The organism is Halalkalicoccus jeotgali B3, from assembly GCF_000196895.1.
Taxonomy (GTDB): domain Archaea; phylum Halobacteriota; class Halobacteria; order Halobacteriales; family Halalkalicoccaceae; genus Halalkalicoccus; species Halalkalicoccus jeotgali.
Window position 1 is genome coordinate 672223 of the sequence record NC_014297.1, and the last position, 15811, is coordinate 688033.

Here is a 15811-nt window from a genome sequence, read left to right on the forward strand (position 1 = left end):
CGTGCCGCCAACAGCATCTGCAGTCGTTTCTCGGCACCTATATCTTCGAGTATCTCGTCCGGTTGGATCGACAGTTCCCTAGCCGTTCGGTCCCTTTATTACGTAATCCACTACGTGCAGATGGATTGTTATTACGAAAACGGCCGATAGATCGACTAGCAGGTTCTATTTATTGGTCTATAATTAATAATAGTTATCTATATGCCAACCGTTATAGCACGCACAATGGGCAGTACATCTATCCAGCGTATCAGTGAACTGAATCCGTCACGACGTGATTTCCTATGGGCCACCGCTACCCTCGCTGGCGCCAGCTTCTTCGCCTCGACGCGGGCGACGGCGCGATCTGGGACCGAAAGCGTACCAGGATTCTATCGCAGGGCGTCCGGAAGCGAGATGTGGCCCCAACAGCGCTACAGCGGGGCCCATACCGGCTATCATCCGACCGCTCGTGGGCCACGAACCGGTCTGGAAGAACAGTGGCGCTTCGACGACCGTCCGACGGTCGATCCCGTTGTTAGCGACGGCATCGTCTACGTGGTCGGCGAGTCGTCCGGATCGGACGGCTATCACGACGTCCTCCACGCGCTAGACGCGATCGATGGCGGCGTCCAGTGGTCGATCGACCTCGAGGAACGACCGGAGACCCTCGCGATCGACGAACGGCGGATCTACGCGGGCGGGGACTCGATCCGTGCTTACTCGCGTGCGGACGGCAGCCTAGAGTGGATCCTCCCGATCGAGACCAACACCTCCTCCGAGGAGGGCGGCCTCGCCCTGGTCGGACGACACCTCTACACCACGGGCGAAGAGACGGTCTACGGCATCGATGCGGCCTCCGGTACCGTCGACTGGCAACGAACGCTCGGGGGACGACTCACACCGCCCGCCGCGAAGGGGCGATGTGTGTACGTCGGACGGGTCGCGGGCGATCGCGGCCTGGATCGCACCGTCTTCGCCCTCGGCGCTCGGACGGGGCGTGTCCGGTGGAGCCACGACCTCGTTCCGCCCAGCGCTTCGGAGGCGAACCTCGTCGGTCCGCCGGTTGTCGCCGACGGACGTATCTACCTGCGGACGACCGCCGGCGGCGAGGAGGACGTCCTCCGGGCCCCGATCTTCGGGCTGGTCTCGCTCGATAGAGCGACCGGCGGCGACGAGCGGACTATCTCCAGTACCTACGCCGGGTTCGACCTCCACCCGATCGCCGCGGGTGGCGGCCGGATCTACACGACGGCGGTCGATTTCACCTCCGTCTCCGGCCTCGCCGTCCGTGATTCCAATGGAACCGGCGGCTGGACGATCTACGGGGACGACGGGGGCGTCCACGTCTCGACGGCGCCGACGGTCGCGGACGGCGTGCTCTACGTCGGGAGCGATGCGAGCAGGTTCGGCATCGAGACCGACGGGCTCTACGCGATCGACGCGGCGACGGGAGCGGTCCTAGCGACGCTCGATCTGGCGGTGACTTCGGCCCCGGTCGTCGCCGACGGAACGGTCTACGTGCGCTCGGAAGAAGGTCTGCACGCGATCGGGGAGCCGACCACCGCAGTGTGATCGGAGTTTCCGCTACTCCGATATCGCCCGCCTCTACCGTATTCAGTTGAGATGTCGTTTCAGCCACGAGCCGAGCTCGAGCTCTCGCTTCGACATGATGACGGTGTTTTCGGCCCGTTCACCGATCCGTCGAGGCGTCTCTCCGAGCACGAGGCGTTCGAACAGGTTCGACCGGCTTGCCCCGAGTATCGTCAGGTCGTGGTCCTCGCTCTCGGCCACGATCGTCTCCGTGACGTCGTCGCCCTCCAGCAGCGTCGTGTTCGTTCCGCCGGACTCCGTGTGGTCGAGCGCCTCCGCGAGCAACGCCTCGCCCGTTTCTCTGTCTTCGGGGTCGTCGGGATCGGCCACGTAGACGAACTCGATGTCGGCTTCGGTGGTGCGCGCGATCGCGCGGGCCGTCTCGGCGGCGAGTTCCGCGTGTGGGCCCCCCCGCAGTCGGCAGCAGGATCGATTCGACCTCGCCGTTCGAGTCCTTGCCGACCCGCTCGACGAAGACGTCACACGGAGCCTCGGTCAGCACGTCATCGACGGTCGACCCGACGACGACATCGCGCCGGCGCGACGGCTGGCCGCCCCATCCCATGAGGACGGCCTCGCTGTCGCGGCTCTCGACCGCGTTCAAGATGGTGTTCTCGGGCTCGCGGCCGATGCGGATCGCCCCGTCGGTCGTCGGGGGACGGTCGACTCCCCTACCGCGTTCGGCGCGGCACCGAGCGTCGAGTCGTCGCCCGAAACGCACCGACACAGACGAGGCCGGCGAACGCGCCGGCCGCGAGCGTCGGAAAGGCGACCGCGTAGCCCCCGGCGTCGAGCGCCCACCCGAAGACGACCGGGGAGACGACCGTGGTGCTAAAGCCGATAAACGACTGGATCGACAGCGCCGTCCCGATGCGCTCGGGCGCGACGACCTCCGTCACCGTCGTCGAGGTCGGCGCGCTGTCCATCGTGATGACGACCCCGTAGACGAGTACGACCGCCACCAGCAGGCCGATCGGGAGCCCCCCCAGTAGTCCGAGGAGGGCGCTGATCAGCCCGCTGGCTGTCAACCCGATCCCGATCACGCGCATCCGACCCAACCGGTCGCTGAGCGCCCCGCCGACGAGGTTGCCGGGCCCGCCGAGTGCGACGGCCACACCGACGAGTGTGCCGGCGACCAGTCCGGGCGAGTCCGTCATTGCGATCGCCGGGACGGTGAGCAGGAAGGCCGGGAGCCAGTTTCGCATCCCGAACAGCTCCCAGTTGTGCCACGAGTAGATCCCGACGGCCGCGAGATACGCGCGGTTTCGCAACACGGCCAGATCGAACCCGCCCTCGGCCCGGTCGGCTCCGGGGGCGTCCCGACCCAGCCCCAGTACCAGGGGCCCGACACAGAGCGCGCCGACGCTCGTGGCGGCGACCGCGATCCGCCAGTCGAACGCGGCCGCGATGGTGCCCGCAAGCAGAAAGGAGAGCCCGCTACCGGCCGAGAACGTGCCGACGTAGACCCCCATCGCGGTCCCGCGCTCGGCCTCGGGGTACCACTCGGCAACGAAACGCATCCCGGGGACGTAGACTCCGGCCATGCCGATCCCGGCAAGAAATCGGAGGCCCGTGCCGGCGAGAAACCCCGAGGCGAGAAGCGCGAACAGCAGGCTCGCCCCGCCCGTGACCGTCGCGCCGACGCCGATCACCCCTCGCGGCGTACGGCGGTCGACGACCATCCCGACGGGAACGATCGCGAGGAGATATCCCGCCTGGAAGGCGGCGAAGACGATCCCCGCACGCGTCCCCGAAAGCCCCCAGTCGGCGACGATCGCGGGCAGGACCGCCGAGTAGTTGAACCAGACGAGGACGGACAGAAAGAGCGAACAGCTCACGACCGCCAGCATCCGGGTGCGCGCCCGTTCGAACACGTCCGCGTCTCGCCTGGCGTCCACTAATCTCTACGTGATCCGGCGATCCAGCGACCCGTCAGTCAGTCCGGACGCGATAGACGCGGGCCTCCCAAGGACGAAGCGACCCCTCTAGTACCGCCGGGACCGCCGACTCGTCCTCGAGCGCGTAGTTCGCGAGTAGCCGTTCGAGCGTCGTGTCGGCATCGAGAACGCCGCTCGGGAGAGCCACCGGCGTCGGGTCGTCGTCGAAGTTGAGGAGGACGAGCAGGCGCTCCTCGTCATGGGTCCGGGTGTAGGCCCATAGCGACTCGTGGTCGGGGGTGAGCTGGTCGTACTCGCCGTAGATCAGGGCCTCTCGCATCTCCCCGGAGCGAAGCGCGATCAGTTCGCGGTAGTAATGCCAGACGGAGTCGGGGTCGGCCCGGGCGCGCTCGGCGTTGACCTCGTCCTTATCGGGGTTGACCGGGATCCAGGGCTCGCCGTCGGTGAACCCGGCGTGCTCGCCGTCGGTCCACTGGACGGGCGTGCGACCGTTGTCCCGGCTCGCACCGGCGACGGCTTCCCGGACCGCCTCGAAGGACTCGACCTCGCCGCGCTCGATCGCGCGCTCGACGGGGTTGCGGGTCGCGACGTCCGCGAACTCCGAGAGTTCGCGCCACGGGTAGTTGGTCATGCCCAGTTCCTCGCCCTGGTAGACGAAGGGGGTCCCCCGCAGGGTATGCAACAGCGTTCCGAGCAGTGTGGCCGACTCCTCGCGGTAGGCCTCGCTGCCGAAGCGAGAGACCTGCCGGGGATGGTCGTGGTTCGAGAGGAACTGGGCGGTCCAGCCACCCTCCGCGACGAACCCGTCCCAGCGATCGAGCACCGCCTTCAGCTCCGGGAGAGTCCACTCGCCGGGTTCGTAGATCGGCCCCTGCTGGTCGATGCTGACGTGCTCGAAGTGCGTCAGCATCGAGAGCCCGTCCCGGCCGGGATCGAGATACGCGCGGGCGTCCGCCTCGGGGACCGACGGCGTCCCCACCTCGCCGACGGTCAGCAGGTCCCGGTCGAACACCCTGTCGTTCATCTCCGTGAGGTACTCGTGAGCCTGTGGCGTGTTGCCGGCGTACTTCATCGTGCCGTTCAGCGGCTCCTCGAGGTCGGTCGGCAGTCCCTCCGTCTTCCCGATATGGGCGATGGCGTCGAGACGAAAGCCGTCGATACCCTTCTCGAGCCACCACTCCATCATCTCGTAGACCGACTCGCGGAGCGCCTCGTTTCGCCAGTTCAGATCCGGTTGCTTGCGGTCGAAGAGGTGGAGGTACCACTCCTCGCGCCCCTCGTCGTAGGCCCACGCAGGCCCGCCGAAGAGCGATCGCCAGCCGTTTGGCGGGGCCTCGCCCGCCGGTCCGTCCGCACTCTCCCACTCGACGCTGTCGGCGTCGACCCCCTCGTGCCACCAGTAGTACTTCTCGTACTCGGGGTCGCCGGCCTTCGAGCGGACGAACCACTCGTGCTCGTCGGACGTGTGGTTGGCAACCAGGTCCATGATCAGCCGGATGTCCCGGGCGTGCAGTTCCTCTACCAACCGCTCCCAGTCGGCCATCGTCCCGAACGCGGGGTGGATCGCCCGGTAATCGGAGACGTCGTAGCCGTTGTCGGCCATCGGCGAGGCGTAGACGGGCGTGAGCCAGACCACGTCGATCCCCAGTTCATCGAGATAATCGACCCGCTCGATGATCCCGGGGATGTCGCCGATCCCGTCGCCGTCGGTGTCGTTGAAACTCTTGGGGTAGATCTGGTAGACGACCGCCTCCTTCCACCAGCGCCGCTCGACGTCAGGGTCCGCGTCGCTCATTCGTGTGAGACGGCGACCGGTCGAGAAAAGAATCCCGGTTCGTGGCGTCCGAGCCCGCGCTACCAGCCGAACAGTCGCTCGAACAGCGAGCGTCCCGACGGCCGCTCGGCGAGCAACACCGACTGCTCGACGTCGTGGAGCACCTCGAAGTGCAACGACCCCCGTACGAGCCGCGAGAGCAGTCCACGCTCGCTCGCGCCGATCAACACCAGCGTCCGCGTCGCGGCCTCGCGTTCGATCGCGTCCTCGATGTCGCCCGACTCGTCGATCAGGACCTCGGCGTCGTCGAGGTCACGTTCCGCGGCCCACTCGGCGAGAAAGCGCTCGCCGGCCTCGCGTTCCTCGGGCCCGTCGACGACGTGCAACAGCGAGATCTCCGCGCCGACGGCCGAGCGAAGCGTCCGGGCGACTTCGGCGCTCAGATCGGAATCGGGTCCGCCCGCGGTCGGCAACAGGACCCGCGAGGTGTCGAGCCCGCGGTTCTTGAACACGAGGAAATCACAGGGCAAGTGGCGCGTCAGTTCGCTGATCGGGCGCTCGGCCCGCGCTGCACCCCACAGTTCGTTCTTGCCCCACTCCATGACCACGAGGTTTGCCTTATCGCGCTTTGCGATCCCGAAGATCTCCTCGAACGAGCGCGGCGAGACGACCGTCGAGGTCTCACACTCGACGTCGTACTGTTCGATCGTCTCGCGGACCCCCTCCAGCAGACGGTCGGATTCGGCGACGATCCGTTGGCGCTGGTCGGCGCCGTGTTCCCGCGAGATCTGGTCGGGCGTCTGGACGATGTGGACGACGTGGATCGTCGCTGAGTCCTTGCGGCTGGCGAGCATGCTCGCCAGATCCACGAGTTGGGACTCGGTGCGCGGGTTCGCGATCGGGACCAGCACCCGATAGGAGTCGGGTTCGTCCGAGACGATCGACTCGGCGGTGTCGATTACCGGGACGTACGAGCGCCCGGCCAGCCCGCCGAGCGCCCACTCCCGGATCGACAACTGGCGATCGGCTCCCTCGAGTCGGACGGCTTCGAGGCGGCGCTCGCTGGTCTGGAAGTAGTTGACGACCGTCACGAGGACGATCCCGCCGACGGTGTTGCCAAGAAGTACCGGACCGACGAAGTCGGTCATGCCGACGAGCGGGTTCAGATCGGTCACAAAGACCATGTAGATCATCTCGGTGAAGGATGTCACGACGTGAAACAGGTCGCCAAGCGGGATCGCGAGGAAGGCCATATAGACGACCACGAGCCGGGAGATCGTATCGCGGGAGGCATAGACGATCCAGACGACGCCCGCGACGATCAGGCCGGCGAAGACGGCCTTGAAAAACAGGTCCGAGCGCGGGGTCGCAAGCCCGTGTTCGGCGTGGTGGATCGCCGCCGCCGCCGCCGCCGGCGAGAAGACCCCGCCCCACGCGAGTGCCGCCGCCCCGATCGCCCCGCCCGCGAAGTTACCCACGAGGACGATCGTCCAGTGGCGCAACAGCGTCGGAATGCTCGTCAGGCGTTCGAGGGTCAACGCGACCGGCGGGAGGGTGTTTTCGGTGTAGAGTTGATAGCCGCCGATGATGATGTAAATGAACCCGAGCGGGTACAACAGGGCGCTCAGGATGGGGTGTCCGTTCGTCGAGGCCGTCAGAGAGGAATACAGCATGACGGTGATCGTGATCGCAAAGCCCGCCGCGAGCGCGCTGAAAAACAGCTCGCGGGTCCCCGAGGTAACCTCCTCGTCGGCGGCGGCGACGATCCGCTGGAAGACCTCGTCCGCCGAGAACTGGTCCCGAACGACCGCCCCGGCGGCCGGAGCCCCGCTTCTGGATCGCTCGACCGCGTCTCGTACCTGTTCGGCTCCGTCGGAACGATCGGGGTCGGCCATTACCGGTATCGAGTCAGCAAAGGGACTAAGGCGTTCGCTTTTGGTTTCTCCGTGGCGCGGACCCACCCCCATTGCGGGTCACCTCCTCGGTACTCAACGCCGGGTTCGGGGTACACGGCGTCGAGTACCGAGATCGCCATCCGGTCCGATAGCACCCTCCTCGGACCTCACTTCTCGCCGTCGCGCCCGACGATCACGGTGTTTTCGACGAGGGTCTTGTGCCCGCGCCGGAGGCGCTCGGAGAGCGCCTGATGGGAGATGTCGAGTTCCTCGGCGAAATCCGACAGCGAGACGTCCCGTGGGACGTCGTAGTAGCCGTGTTCGTAGGCCGAGGCGATGGTCTCCTCTTGCTCGTCGGTGAGCCCGAACCGGCCCTGCTTTCCCTGATCGATGTTGTAGATGCGCTGGACGTCCATCGAGAGGTCCTCGTCCTCACAGAACTCGTAGGTCCGCGAGAGCGCGTCCCGATCGGGAAAGAGGATCCGCAGGAACCAGCCGTCCTGTCTACCCTCCGCGGCCAGAACCGTTCCGTCCTCCTCGGTCAGGATGTGGACGAGCGCCTCCGTCGAGTCGATCCAGTTCATCCGGTAGAGTGACTCCTCGTCGGGTTCCGCGATTATCTCCACGTCCGAGACGCTCGGGTCCTCCTCGAGGGTCTCCCGGAGCGTTTCGGGGTCGGCTCCCGTCGCCCAGACGTACGGCATGACGTGATCGGGGTCGTGGGCGACGATCCGCTCGATCTCGAAGTTCACCTCGTCGAGTGCGTCGAGCGTGTGACTGAGTGCGAACCCCTCTGTCGGAACGCGGATCTCGGCGATGGTAGCCATGGGAATGCATACTGTTCGGAGACGGATATAGGACTCGTCCTCGCTCAGTTCCGGGCCTGTGCGGATCGTCGGCGCTTCGAGCTACCGAAACCGGAGCTTCGAGGGATCGGTCAGCGAGACCGGCACCACGTCGACCCGCGTGACGTGGTGCCCGCACGCGATGTGGTGTTCGATCGCCCGTTTCGAAACCGGGTCAGGGCCGTCGTCGGTCCCACTGGTGGCCCACGTACAGTCAGTACACGTAAATTCCACGGGTCCCACTCAATGTAGATAGTTGTGCGAGCATCATGAGCGCTTCACTTGCACACACTACTCGTATTTACGTCGCCCGAGCCGACCCGTCGCCCCGGACCGGCGGATCGCTCACCAAGTCAGGCCCTCGTAGACGAGTCCCTCCCGGTGTTCGACGACGCGTCGCCCGTCGATTACCACCGGGGTGGCCATGTCCTCGAACTCGTCGTCGAGGGCGGCGAACTCGTCCCAGTCGGTCATCACGAGCGCGCCGTCGGCCCCCGAGAGCGCCGCCGCGGCGGAGGCGGCGTACTCGATGTCCGGGAAGTGCTCGCGCATCGTCTCGTGTGCGACGGGGTCGTAGGCGACGACCTCCGCGCCGCGCTCGGTCAGTCCCTCGATCGCGGGGATCGCCCGCGAGTTACGGACGTCGTCGGTACCGGGTTTGAAGGCGAGTCCCAGCACCGCGATCCGCGCGCCCGGGAGGTCTGCGTGCTCGGCCAGGAGCGCGAGCATCCGCTCCGGTTGGCGGTCGTTGACCGCCACGGTCGCATCGAGCAACTCGGGCTCGTAGCCGGCCTCGCGGGCCGCGGCCCGCAGCGCGTCGACGTCCTTCGGGAAACACGAGCCACCCCATCCCACCCCGGAGCGGAGGAACTGCTCGCCGATGCGGTCGTCGAGGCCGATGGCGTCGGCGACACGGTAGGCGTCGATCCCGAACTCCTTGCAGATGTTGCCCAGTTCGTTGATGAGGCTGATTTTCGTCGCGAGGAAGGCGTTGTTCGCGTACTTGATCATCTCGGCCTCCCGAACGGTGGCCTCGACGACCGCCGGTTCCGCGCGCTCGATCAGCGGGGCGAACACCTCGAAGAGTCGCTCGCGACCCCAGTCGTCGTCGGCGCCGAGCACCACTTTGTCGGGTTCGAGGAAGTCCGTCACCGCCGACCCCTCCCGGAGGAACTCGGGGTTCATCCCCACCCGGATGCGCTCGCCGACGGCCTCGCCGGCCCCGGCTTCGATCGCCGGGATCAGCGTCCCCTCGGTCGTGCTCGGGACGACCGTGCTCTTGACGACGACCAGATGATCGCCCTCCTCGCCCGCGAGCGCCTCGCCGACCGAGCGCGCGCCGGCCTCGATGATCGAGGCGTCGATAGAGCCGTCCTCCCGGGAGGGCGTCGGGAGCGCGAGAAAGGTCGCCTCGCAGTCGCGGATCGCCCCGTAGTCGGTCGTCGCCCGGAGCCGGTCGCCGGCGTGGGCCTCGAGGAGGTCGTCGAGCCCGGGCTCGTGGATCGACGCCTCGCCCCTGTTGAGTCGCTCGACGATCCCTTCGTCGATGTCGATCGCCGTCACCCGGTGACCGAGGTCCGCGAAACAGGCGGCGATCGTCGTTCCGACGTACCCGCTGCCGACGACTGCGATATTCATTGTGTTGGTTCTTTCCTTTGATTGTAATCAGTATTTGGATACCGCTATTCCTCTTCGATCGGCCAGTCCCGTTCGGGTGGCTGTCGTTATCGCCGACCCTCGAACTGCTGGTCGGTGAGCACCCGTGGAGCCTCGGGCTCGATCGCGTCGACCGCCTCCGTGACCGCGCTCCGATAGGCGGCGTAGGCCGGTCGGTCCTCGCCGTCGATTCGCACGGTCGTCGTTCCGCGCGCGCCGTCGAACACCGCCCAGTCGGTTTCCTTGTCGACATCGAACCAGTTGGCCATCCGGACGCCCGCGTCGGCGAAAAACTCGAACGCTCCGGCGATCCACTCGTCCTTCTGCTCGGAGTCGAACCCATCCTCGATCGCCGAGGAGCTCCCGAATTCGGGGATCGAAAGCGGCGTGTCGTCGCCGGCGAGCGCCCGCAACCGATCGATCATCGGGTCGAACACCTCTCGGACCGATCGCCACGCCGACCACTCCCGGCTCGCTCCCCAGTTGTACCCGTCGATGCCGAGCCAGTCGACGTACGCGTCGCCGGGGTAATACTCCTCGACGGCATGGCCGCCGACATCCTCCGAGTTGGGCGACCAGATCCACCGGACGTGCGTCGGTTCCAGGGCGGTTTCATCCAGCCGATCGTGGAGCGTTCGCCACATCCGCACGTAATCCTCCGGGGTCGCATCGGGGTGGACGGTTGCCCACGGGTACCAGTCCCCGTTCATCTCGTGGGCGGGCCGGAAGTAAAACCGCCGCTCCTCGTTGCCGGCAAACACCCACGATTCGAGCAGGCTCATCCACTCCTCAAGCAGGTCGTCGTAGTGCCCCTCCTGAAACCGCCGTTCGAGCGGCACGATCGCCTCGCTCTCGTCAGATACGAACGGCTCCCACGTGAGAAGCGGGACGTGCCCGCGCTCCCAGACGGCCGTCATCGCCCGCTCGACCCGCTCTCGCGTTCGCTCGTCGTCGAGGTCCGTGCCGGTAAACAGCGTCACGACCGACGGCCGACCCGTGAGCCACTCCTCGTGGCGGTCGAGCGTCCGGATCTGCTCTCGGAGTTCTCCCCCGCCGGGGAAGACCCCAACGAGCATCGTATGCTCCCCTCCGAGCCCCTGACAGCCCACGAGGCCACCGCTCGTGATCAGTCCCATCGTCCGAAGTGCGCGCCGCCGGGAGGTCAACATCGGTGGCTGTCGTCCCCTCTAGAGGGGATCTCCATGCAAAAGGATGCCTGCTGACCCCTGAGGAACGACGAACACCTACCTGAATGTTAGAATAAATTTATATACAAAATAAAACCAACAATAAATGGCAATGATCGATTTCTTCCTCGACTCTCCGGTCGTCGCTCTGCTCGTCATCTCCCTGTGGATCGCGCTGGCCTTGTACGGGCTTTCAGCGGTCTGGTGGCTCGTCGAGACGGTCATCCTCGCGCGCGGGTATGCTGTCGATCCCGACGAGGCCGAGTGGGGGTTCGACGAGATTCAGGTCCGGATTCTCACCGTTGACGCCGAATCCGTGGTCCAGGCGACCGTCAACGCCGTTCCCGAAGCGATCGACGACGTCCACGTGATCGCCGAAGCGCCGATCTCGATCGACGGGGCCGCCGTCCACGTCGTTCCCGACGACTTCGAGTGTGAGGCCACCAACAAAGGACGGGCCGTCGAGTGGGCGCGTCAGACGGTGCCCTGCAGCAAGGAGTACGTGCTATATCTGGACGAGGACACCGTCATGGCCGGCTTCTCGGGGCTTCCGGATGCGGACGTGATTCAGTTCACCGAGAAACCGATCTACACCGGCTCGCGGGTGGCGTATCTGTGTGAGGTGTTCCGCGTCGGCTACCAGTATGAGCAGTTCGGGTTCCATCGTCTACGATACCCGCTGTACGCCTGGGGTGGCGGCGTCGCGGTCCGTACGTCCCTCGAAGAACGGGTGACCTGGGACGTCTCGACGATCACGGAGGACACGAACTTCATCTGACGTGCGGCCGACGCCGGGTCGATCTCCTTTGCCATGCTCGACTCGCGATTCAGGAACCAGGCGCCGCCGTCGATTCGGGCGATGATCCGTCAGCGTCGGCGCTGGATCTCCGGGACGCTCGCCGACGGGGGGCTGTTGCCGCTCCACTATCGTCCGCTGTATCTCACCCGTATCGTCGCGTGGGCGTTCTCGCCGCTGGTCCCGATCCTCGTCCTTGCGGCGGCGCTGTTTCCGACGACGGCCCCGACCATGGAGTGGTACCGGCCGATCTCGCTCATGCTGTTCGGAATGTTGTTCGTCTACATGGCCGTTGGCCTGCTCGGCTATCGCAAGCATCCGCTTTTGTGGCCTCTCTTTATCGTCGCGACGCCGATCGCGTTCGTGACCCACTCGATCGGGGCGCTGTGGGGGATCGTTCGGCCGGTGGAAACGTTCGAGGTGACCGAAAAGGTCACCCCCGACGTGATCGAAGAGCGCCACAACGAGCTCGCTGCGGGCGATCTCACCGACCACGACGGGACCGAACGTCTCGTCCGCGAAAACGAGGGCGCGTTCGTCACGAACGTTTTTGACGACTGACCGCCGCGTAGTTCAGCCCCGTCAGTTGACGACCGCTGTCGGCACGTTCGGTGCCCTGTTCGATCCGCGTCGTGTTCGTCCACGAGAGGCCCTGCTTACGCAGGACATCGGGTAGATACTTGCGGTCAATGGGTCGCGGAACTGTTTGTATCCGGACACGAGCAGCGGGCGTAGAGCAACAGACGCCAGTCTTCGCCCTCGATCTGCACCCCTAGCGCGGCGACCGTTGTTCCGACGTACCCGCTGCTGACGACTGCGAGATCCATTGTATGAGTCGTCATCCCTCGTTGTGACTGGGGTTGGAATCTCGATACCGTCGGTCGTCTGTTCGACCCTCCCGACGCGAACCATCGATCGATCGTGATCCGCAGTATCGGTTCCGAGGCGGACCCCGCTCGACAGTTTTCACCACCCGTTTGCCCGTACATATCAATTATCGGAATGCTTTTGTCCGCTGACGAGAGTGCTCGACCGTGAACATACTGATCACTGGTGGAGCCGGGTTCATCGGAAGCCACCTCGTTGACGCGCTCGTAGCCGACCACGAGGTTACCGTCCTCGACGACTTCTCCAGTGGTCGCCGGTCGAACGTTCACGACTCCGCGACCGTCGTCGAAGGGGACGTCCGGGACGAGCAAACGATAGCGGAGGCCGCCGGTGACGTCGACGTGATCTTCCACGAGGCCGCGAGCGTCAGCGTCGAGCGCTCGGTCGCCGAACCAGAATACAGCCACGCCGTCAACGTCGATGCGACGCTCTCGCTGCTGGAGACCGCCCGGAAACGCGACGCACGGTGTGTCCTCGCGTCGAGCGCCGCGGTCTACGGCGAGCCCGCGTCGGTGCCGATCCCCGAATCCGAACCGCTGGCGCCCACGTCGCCCTACGGGATCGAAAAGACCAGCATCGACCAGTACGCCCGTGTCTACAACGAGCTCTACGACCTGCCGACGGTCGCCCTGCGATATTTCAACGTCTACGGACCCCGACAGACGGCCGGCGATTACAGCGGCGTCATCAGTACGTTTCTCGACCAAGCCCGGGCGAACGACCCGATCACGGTCCATGGCGACGGCACTCAGACGCGCGATTTCGTCCACGTCGAGGACGTCGTTCGGGTGAACCTGCTCGCGATGGAAACCGACCACGTCGGCGAGGCCTACAACGTAGGTACCGGCGATACCGTCACGATCGCGGAACTCGCTCGCGCCGTCAGGGAAGTCGTCGGGTCGGACTCGGAGATCGTTCACACCGAGGGCCGGGCCGGGGACATCAACCACAGCTGTGCGGAGATCACGAAAGCCCGCGAGCGGCTGGGCTACGAGCCGACGGTCCCCCTAGCGGACGGACTCGGGACGCTGACGTGAGTCTATCGACGACGAACGTCTATCTGTACGACGACATTCGACACCGATTACGATGAAGATAACAAAATTGACAGACGCGGATCGATGGGAGGAGTTCGTGCGGGAAAACAACGGTCCTGTTTTCGACAGTTGGACGTGGGGGAAACTCTGTGAGGAGTGTGGCCACCGGACGTACTTCTGGGGCGTCGAGGAGGACGGGGAGTTGCTCGCGTGTCTCCCCCTCGTCTACATGCGCAGTCGCCTGTTCGGCGATCAGCTCGTCTCGATGCCCTACAGCGCCTACGGCTCCGTCGTGAGCGCCCCCGATGCCCCCGAAGAGGCCGTTCACCTCCTGCTCGAACCGGTCCGGGACCTCGCCGACGAACTCGACGTCGACCTCGTCAGCCTCCGGGGACGCGATCTGGGCGACCCACCCGGGTTCGAACGTGCCGAGCGGTTCGTCACCTTCGACATCCCCCTGACCGGCGACCCCGAGGACGCCTGGGATGCACTCGACGGATCGACCCGCAACCACGTTCGCAAGGCCGAAAAGAACGGCGTCGAGTACCGGCGGGCGACCTCGAAGGCGGACCTCCGGCGGTACTACGACCTGTATCTGAAGAACATGCGAGCCTTCGGCAGCCCGCCCTATTCGTTCTCGTTTTTCACCTACCTCTGGGAGGAACTCGGAGAGGGGATGGTGGTCGAACTCGCACTCAAGGACGACCACCTGATCAACGGCCAGATCCGGTTTCCCTACGGGGATCGCTGTTTCGACTGGGGCGGGGTCAGCGACTACGAGTACCGCGACCTCCAGGGCGGAAGCTTCCTGCTGTGGAACGCCATCGAGCGCGCCTGCGAGGCCGGGTACGGGACGTACACGCTCGGCCGAACGCGGGAGGGGACCGGCGTCTACAGCTTCAAAAAGAGCTGGGGCGGCCAGAAGGTCCGGTTTGCGGACTACCACTACTCTCCTAACGGATCGATCGACCTGCCGGATCCCGACGACGAGAAGTACGACCGCCTCAAAGACGTCTGGGAGCGCCTGCCGCTGAAGGTAACCGAGCTAGTCGGCCCGCCGATTCGGCGCGATATCAGCCTCTGATCGGGGTTCTTCGAGGATCGACTCGTAGAGGTCGAGATACCGCTCGGCGATCGAGTCCCACGAGAGGCGATCGCCCTGTAGGGCACTGTTCTCGCCCATCCGGGTGCGTTTCTCGGGGTCCTCGAGCAGGTCCACGATCGCGTCGGCGAGCGCGTTCGGGTCCTCCGGGGGGACGACCTCGCCACAGCCCGCCTCCCCGACGAGTTTCGAGAACTCGCCCGCCGTCGAGGCGACCACGGGCTTGCCGAAGGCAAAGGCCGTCGCGAGCGTTCCGCTGTGTCCCTTGGTACCACCGCTCTGGCGCCTGTAGGGGACGGCGACGAGGGCGGCCCGCGAGAAGAACGTTCCGACCTCGTCGTTGGGGATGAAGTGGTCGTGGATCTCGAAGGTATCGGGATGGCGGTCGATGATTTCGCGTGAGCGCCGTCCGAACCGTCCGTTCCCGGCGACCAGGAGCGTCGCGTCGGGAACCCGCTCGCGTACGAGCGCCATGGCCTTCACGAGCGTGTCGATCCCCTTTGCGGGGATGATGTGCCCGAAAAACAACACCGTGTGGGGCTCTTCGGGGCGTTTCTCGTAGTCGTACTCGCCGAACATGTCGTTGACCCCGTGGGGGATGACCGACACCGACTCCGGATCCGAGACGCGCTCTCGCAGAACGGTTCGCTGGTTTTCGGTGTGGACGATCGAACGACGGACGTCGAGGTCGGGGATCAGCGCCTCAACGATCCCTTCGAGGGCGTCGGGCGGTCGCGAGAGCGGAACCCGTTCGACCGGGACTTCGTGGTGTGTCACGACGAACGGGTAGCGCTCGTCGAGGCGGTAGCGCTTCGCGAAGAACTTCACCTGCGGGAACAGCCCCGTTGGATCGTGGACGATGTCGGGATCGACCGCCTCGATCAATCGGAGGTTCTTATAGGAGGCCAGCGCCTTCAGGTTGCGCCGAACGTCGAAGTTGAACTTCCGCAGCTCCGGCAACGAGATGTTCATCGACTCGAACGTGTTCAGAACCCGCACGTCCTCGGAGAAGACGTCGTCGGCGGTCGTTTCTTCGGGTTTGAACACTGTCACGTCGGCGTGCTTGGCGACGGCGTTCGCGAGTTGCGCAGCATAGTGAGGGAGTCCGCCGCTGTTTTGAGAAAGCACGTACGCTATTTCCATCGTCTCACACTACGCCGT

13 protein-coding genes and 2 pseudogenes are annotated in these 15811 nt (G+C 65.5%); 4 read left to right on the forward strand and 11 right to left on the reverse strand.

Annotation, left to right across the window (positions count from 1 at the left end):
• Positions 1–396: 396 nt before the first annotated feature.
• Positions 397–1554, forward strand: coding sequence for an outer membrane protein assembly factor BamB family protein (locus HACJB3_RS03230; RefSeq protein WP_008418029.1), 1158 nt, complete (start codon positions 397–399; stop codon positions 1552–1554).
• Between the two features lie 42 nt (positions 1555–1596).
• Here the strand turns inward: HACJB3_RS03230 and HACJB3_RS03235 are convergent, their stop codons facing one another.
• The 9 genes and pseudogenes from HACJB3_RS03235 to HACJB3_RS03265 all read right to left on the reverse strand — a co-directional run bounded on the left by HACJB3_RS03235 (position 1597) and on the right by HACJB3_RS03265 (position 10809).
• A complete protein-coding gene (locus HACJB3_RS03235; protein WP_008418028.1) occupies positions 1597–2055 on the reverse strand; it encodes a universal stress protein in 459 nt (152 codons plus the stop codon).
• A gap of 46 nt (positions 2056–2101) precedes the next feature.
• Positions 2102–2299, reverse strand: a pseudogene (locus HACJB3_RS21220) (hypothetical protein); the annotation flags it as partial.
• Positions 2244–3470, reverse strand: a complete 1227-nt coding sequence (locus HACJB3_RS03240; RefSeq protein WP_238532814.1) for an MFS transporter — start codon at positions 3468–3470, stop codon at positions 2244–2246. The pseudogene HACJB3_RS21220 and the gene HACJB3_RS03240, both read right to left, overlap by 56 nt.
• Positions 3471–3504: 34 nt before the next feature.
• Positions 3505–5265, reverse strand: coding sequence for a glycoside hydrolase family 13 protein (locus tag HACJB3_RS03245; protein WP_008418023.1), 1761 nt, complete (start codon positions 5263–5265; stop codon positions 3505–3507).
• A gap of 59 nt (positions 5266–5324) precedes the next feature.
• A complete protein-coding gene (locus HACJB3_RS03250) occupies positions 5325–7139 on the reverse strand; it encodes a formate/nitrite transporter family protein (protein WP_008418016.1) in 1815 nt (604 codons plus the stop codon).
• Between the two features lie 167 nt (positions 7140–7306).
• Positions 7307–7966, reverse strand: a complete 660-nt coding sequence (locus HACJB3_RS03255; protein WP_008418014.1) for a helix-turn-helix domain-containing protein — start codon at positions 7964–7966, stop codon at positions 7307–7309.
• Between the two features lie 81 nt (positions 7967–8047).
• On the reverse strand, positions 8048–8227 hold the full coding sequence (locus HACJB3_RS19545) for a hypothetical protein (protein ID WP_148258227.1): 180 nt from the start codon (positions 8225–8227) through the stop codon (positions 8048–8050).
• A 102-nt stretch (positions 8228–8329) separates the two neighbouring features.
• Positions 8330–9622 (reverse strand): UDP-glucose 6-dehydrogenase AglM, encoded by a 1293-nt coding sequence (gene aglM / locus HACJB3_RS03260; RefSeq protein ID WP_008418011.1) that lies wholly within the window; start codon positions 9620–9622, stop codon positions 8330–8332.
• An 86-nt stretch (positions 9623–9708) separates the two neighbouring features.
• Positions 9709–10809: a glycoside hydrolase family 26 protein gene (locus tag HACJB3_RS03265; RefSeq protein WP_013199373.1), complete on the reverse strand. Its 1101-nt coding sequence runs from the start codon at positions 10807–10809 to the stop codon at positions 9709–9711.
• A gap of 130 nt (positions 10810–10939) precedes the next feature.
• On the opposite strand from HACJB3_RS03265, the pseudogene HACJB3_RS21225 reads away from it, so the two are divergent.
• A pseudogene (locus HACJB3_RS21225) lies at positions 10940–12184 on the forward strand (glycosyltransferase family 2 protein).
• A 125-nt stretch (positions 12185–12309) separates the two neighbouring features.
• Here the strand turns inward: HACJB3_RS21225 and HACJB3_RS19935 are convergent.
• Complete coding sequence (locus HACJB3_RS19935) at positions 12310–12465, reverse strand: hypothetical protein (protein WP_158306592.1); 156 nt, start codon at positions 12463–12465, stop codon at positions 12310–12312.
• 192 nt (positions 12466–12657) lie between these two features.
• On the opposite strand from HACJB3_RS19935, the gene HACJB3_RS03275 reads away from it, so the two are divergent.
• Both HACJB3_RS03275 and HACJB3_RS03280 read left to right on the forward strand, forming a co-directional pair.
• Positions 12658–13548, forward strand: coding sequence for an NAD-dependent epimerase/dehydratase family protein (locus tag HACJB3_RS03275; protein ID WP_008418000.1), 891 nt, complete (start codon positions 12658–12660; stop codon positions 13546–13548).
• 52 nt (positions 13549–13600) lie between these two features.
• Entirely contained in the window at positions 13601–14632 is a 1032-nt protein-coding gene (locus HACJB3_RS03280) for a lipid II:glycine glycyltransferase FemX (protein WP_008417998.1), read from the forward strand.
• Here the strand turns inward: HACJB3_RS03280 and HACJB3_RS03285 are convergent.
• On the reverse strand, positions 14594–15793 hold the full coding sequence (locus tag HACJB3_RS03285) for a glycosyltransferase family 4 protein (protein ID WP_008417996.1): 1200 nt from the start codon (positions 15791–15793) through the stop codon (positions 14594–14596). The genes HACJB3_RS03280 and HACJB3_RS03285 overlap by 39 nt on opposite strands.
• Between the last annotated feature and the right edge of the window lie 18 nt (positions 15794–15811).

Coding starts and splice junctions, on each gene's coding strand:
- HACJB3_RS03230 (WP_008418029.1), top strand. CDS start 397: ATGTGGCCCCAACAGCGCTACAGCGGGGCCCATACCGGCTATCATCCG.
- HACJB3_RS03245 (WP_008418023.1), bottom strand. CDS start 5,265: ATGAGCGACGCGGACCCTGACGTCGAGCGGCGCTGGTGGAAGGAGGCG.
- HACJB3_RS03250 (WP_008418016.1), bottom strand. CDS start 7,139: ATGGCCGACCCCGATCGTTCCGACGGAGCCGAACAGGTACGAGACGCG.
- HACJB3_RS03255 (WP_008418014.1), bottom strand. CDS start 7,966: ATGGCTACCATCGCCGAGATCCGCGTTCCGACAGAGGGGTTCGCACTC.
- aglM (WP_008418011.1), bottom strand. CDS start 9,622: ATGAATATCGCAGTCGTCGGCAGCGGGTACGTCGGAACGACGATCGCC.
- HACJB3_RS03265 (WP_013199373.1), bottom strand. CDS start 10,809: ATGTTGACCTCCCGGCGGCGCGCACTTCGGACGATGGGACTGATCACG.
- HACJB3_RS19935 (WP_158306592.1), bottom strand. CDS start 12,465: ATGACGACTCATACAATGGATCTCGCAGTCGTCAGCAGCGGGTACGTC.
- HACJB3_RS03280 (WP_008417998.1), top strand. CDS start 13,601: ATGAAGATAACAAAATTGACAGACGCGGATCGATGGGAGGAGTTCGTG.
- HACJB3_RS03285 (WP_008417996.1), bottom strand. CDS start 15,793: ATGGAAATAGCGTACGTGCTTTCTCAAAACAGCGGCGGACTCCCTCAC.